Below are 3,750 nucleotides of genomic sequence, written 5' to 3' on the forward strand. Positions count from 1 at the left end.
CCCGCGCGTTGGACGCCGCGCGTCCGTTGCCGCACCCGCGCGGCGGCGCCGCCGTCGCCTGGTCCCTGCTGCAGGCGCCGTCCCGGCAACGGTTCGGCGCCTCCGCCCCGCCCACGTCGTGACCGCCGCGCCGCCGACCGTCCCCGGGCCTGCCGCCAGGCCCGCCCCGAGCAAGGGAGCCCCTGCGTGACAACTCTTCTGGTCCCGGTCGCGCTCGACGTGCTGATGGTGCGGGAGCCGGGCGTCCCGTCCGACTGGGCGCGTACCGCCCTGACCCGGCCCACCCCGCCGGCCAGCGGCCGGGTGCGGCAGGACCTGCTGCCCACCCCGTTCAGCGCCCGGGAGACCGCCCGGCCGACCGGCGCGCACCTGCACTGGAGCCTGCCGGACGGGTTGACCCGCGGCGTCGCCGACGACACCGGGGCGACCACCTTCCCACCGGTGCCGGACCGGTGGCTGGTGGTCCGGTTGTCCGGCCCGGCCGCGCCGGGGCCCCGCACGGTCGAGGCGTGGTTGCTGCCGTACGCCGGGCTGGTCGAGCCGGTGCGGGTCGACCGGGCACTGACCGGTCCGACCCTGCCGGCGCCCGGCGCCGCCCCGCGCTCCCCGCTCACCGCGCTCGGCCACGGTGACCTGGGCTGGGCCGGCTACTACGACAACGTGACGAACCGGTTCGCGCTGCACGACGAGCTGACCGGGGTGACCGGACCGGTGGCCTACCTGGTGCTCGGCTGGTACACCGACCTCACCCGCGACCCGCTGCACGGCGCGGTCGGCGAGGTGGCGCACCAGGAGCGGATGGAGCAGCTGGGCTGGGAGATCTTCCCGCCCCGGCCGCCCACCCAGCCGGTGCCCGACCGGTCCGTCTACCACGCGGCCGCGGTCTCCATCGGCTGGCCGGAGCCGCGGTGGACGGGCGACGGCGGCCTGCTGGGCCGGGAACTCGACTACCGGCCGACGCCGGACGCGGTGGCCCTGGCCCTGGGGGAGACGCTCGCCGAGGCGCTCGCGGCGGTCGCGGCCGAACCGGAGGACCCGGCGGACGCGGCGCGGATGGTGGAGGCGCTGCTGCAGAACGCGTTGTCGGACGTCACCGGCGCCGACGGTCCGGCCCGGCTGGACGCCACCCTGCACCAGAGCCGGTTCGGGTCGGCGCCGGCCGCGGCCGGCAACGAGTACATCTGGCAGCCGGCGACCGGCGCGGCGGGCGCCGCGGGCGGCGGGTCGTTCGTGCAGGTCGAACGGACCCGGCCGCGGGTGTGGCACGCGCTGGAGCCGGCGCTGGTGGTCGCCGGCGGTGGCCGCAGCCCGAAGCACGGCGCCGACGGCCGCTACTCGATCCTCGGTCACCTGCTGTGCCGGCTGGACGGGCAGACCGTACGCGGGTTCGGCGTGGCCGGCGGCGATCTGGGGCGCGGCGCCGGGGTCCTGCCGCCCACCCCGCTGGCCGGCCTGCGCCCGGAGTACGGGGTGCCGGCCGTCGCCACCGACCTGATCGTCGAGCTGGCCAGCATCGACCCGGGCTCCGCGCCCGACCTGAACCGGTCCACCGCCACCCAGCCGTCCCCGGTGGCCGCCGCCCGCGCCGCCTGGTGGGCGGCGTTCGACCCGGGCGTGGCGGATCCGACGGTGCCCCCGGCCGGGGCGGTCGTCGAGGGGGTGCTGCCCAGCCCGGTGGGGGTCACCCCGCCGAGCCGGCCGTGGAACCCGCTGCTGCTGGAGTGGTCGGCCACCTACCTGCCGTCGCCGCGGGGGGCGCACGACTGGCCGCTGGGGGAGGTGGACTTCGGGCTGCCGGGGGTGGTGGCCGTGCCGGCCCCGGAGAGCGGCCGGAGCTTGCGGGGCCGGGTGATGCTCTCCGCCTCGACGGCCGCCCTGCTCGACGGGACGGTCGGCGGCGAGGACACCGAACGGGACCTGCTCTCCGGCGAGCTGGTCGGGATCGCCGAGCAGCTGCGCCGGGACGCGACCGGGCTGATCGTGGACGCGCCGACCGCCAGCGACTCCGCGCAGCCCCCGCAGACCCCCCGCGCCGCCGACTTCGTGGCGTTGCGGGCCGGCTACCTGCGCCTGGACCGGGCCCGTCTGGTCGACGGCTACGGCCGTTACCTGGAGGTGCTCGGCCCCACCGTGGCGCAGCCGGCGCCGGTGACGCACGGGGTGACCCTGGCCGTGCCGGGCCAGCCCGACCTGGCGGCGCTGCGCCCGCGGTTCACCGCGCCGGCGCGGGTGCTGCTGCGCTTCGCCGACGCGTCCGGCGCGCCGCGGGACGCCGACGCGGGGGTCAGCCCGGTCTGCGGCTACCTGGTGCCGTCGCTGGTGGACCGGACGCTGGAGTTCTTCGACGACAAGGGCGCCGGGTACGGGCGGCTGCGCCCGGACCCGGAGACGGTGACCGCCTGGGAGGAGGACCCGGGGCGGCCGGCCACCCTGGGCGCGCCGCCGAGCCGGTTCCTGCCCAACCCGCTGCTGGCCAGGTTCGCCGACCGGATGCTCGCCGCCGATCAGGCCCTCGCCGTGGCCCGGGCCGACGGACACCCGGCGGGGTCGGCGCAGAGCGCGCTGGAGTCGCTGCTGCGGGTGCTGGACACCACCCGGTGGACCGTGGACGTGACCGGGCGGGCCGGCGATGAGCACCTGGCGCTGCTGCTGGGTCGGCCGGTCGCGGTGGTGCGGGCGTACCTGAAGGTCGAGGTGGAGGATCCGCGGCAGCCGCCGGAGAACGCCACCACCGGGATCCCGGTGCGGCTGGGCACGCTGTCCCGGGCGCAGGACGGGCTGCTGGCGTACTGCGTGGGCGACGACATGGACCGGTTGCACCTCGTCGACCCGGCCGTGGCCCTGCTCGCCCCCGGGCTGCCGGACGCCGGCGGGGTCGCCTCGGCGCCCGGCGCGGACCCCTTGACCTCCCCGTACGTGGACACGTCCGGGGTGTTCACCGTCAACCCGGGGGTGCCGGTGCCGTTGACCCTGCTGATGGTGCCCGGCTCGGACGTGCACGTGACCGCCGGGCTGGTGCCGCAGAAGTCGGTGGGGCTGCTGCGCGAGTGGACGGCCCCGGCGCTGTCCCGGCTCTCCCCGGCGCTGCGCTACGGCCCGGTGCTGCACGACCTGGAGACGACCCGGCTGCCATTGCCGCAGGACGTGCGCGGCTCCTGGTACTGGCACCGCCGGGACCGGCCGGGGCAGTGGCGCTCCGACGCGGTGGTGCCCGCCACCGGGGACGCGTTGCTGCCCAACGAGCCGTCGGTGGCCAGCGAGGGCTGGTTGCAGGTGGCGCTGGTGGCGGACACCGCGTACCAGGACGCCGCGGTGCCGGTCCGGGTCAGTTGCGTGCGCAGCGTCAGCGGGACGGTGGTGGCCGTCGGCGGGTTCAACGGCGACGGCACCCACTTCCTCATCCCGGTGCCCGAGGCGATCGAGCTGATGACCAGCGGCCGGTTCGCGTTCTACGTGGAGGAGCCGGGCACCAGCCGTACGCCGGTGCGGGTGATACGGCCCCGCCAGGGCCGCCCGTACCTGCGCACGGCCCCGGACGCGGCGTCGCCGAACAACCTGGACAACCTGCGCCGGTGCACCCACGCCTGAGCGCCGGGCCGCGGCCCGGCGGTGCTCAGGCGGCGGAGGTGACGGCCAGCTGCTCCGGGTGGGCGGGCAGCGCCGCCGGCTCCGGTCGGGGGGCCGGGATCAGGTTGGTGGACCATCCGGTCAACGGGTCGGTGCGGCGCTCGCCGCTCGGTGCGGCGGGCG

General features: G+C 77.6%; 1 protein-coding gene. It reads left to right on the forward strand.

What is annotated here, in order from left to right; genetic code table 11:
* Positions 1-186 precede the first annotated feature (186 nt).
* Positions 187-3,588, forward strand: a complete 3,402-nt coding sequence (locus ACWEVO_RS32290) for a DUF3892 domain-containing protein (protein WP_452311230.1) — start codon at positions 187-189, stop codon at positions 3,586-3,588.
* Positions 3,589-3,750: the final 162 nt, after the last annotated feature.

The sequence above is a fragment of the Micromonospora sp. NPDC003776 genome, assembly GCF_053605645.1.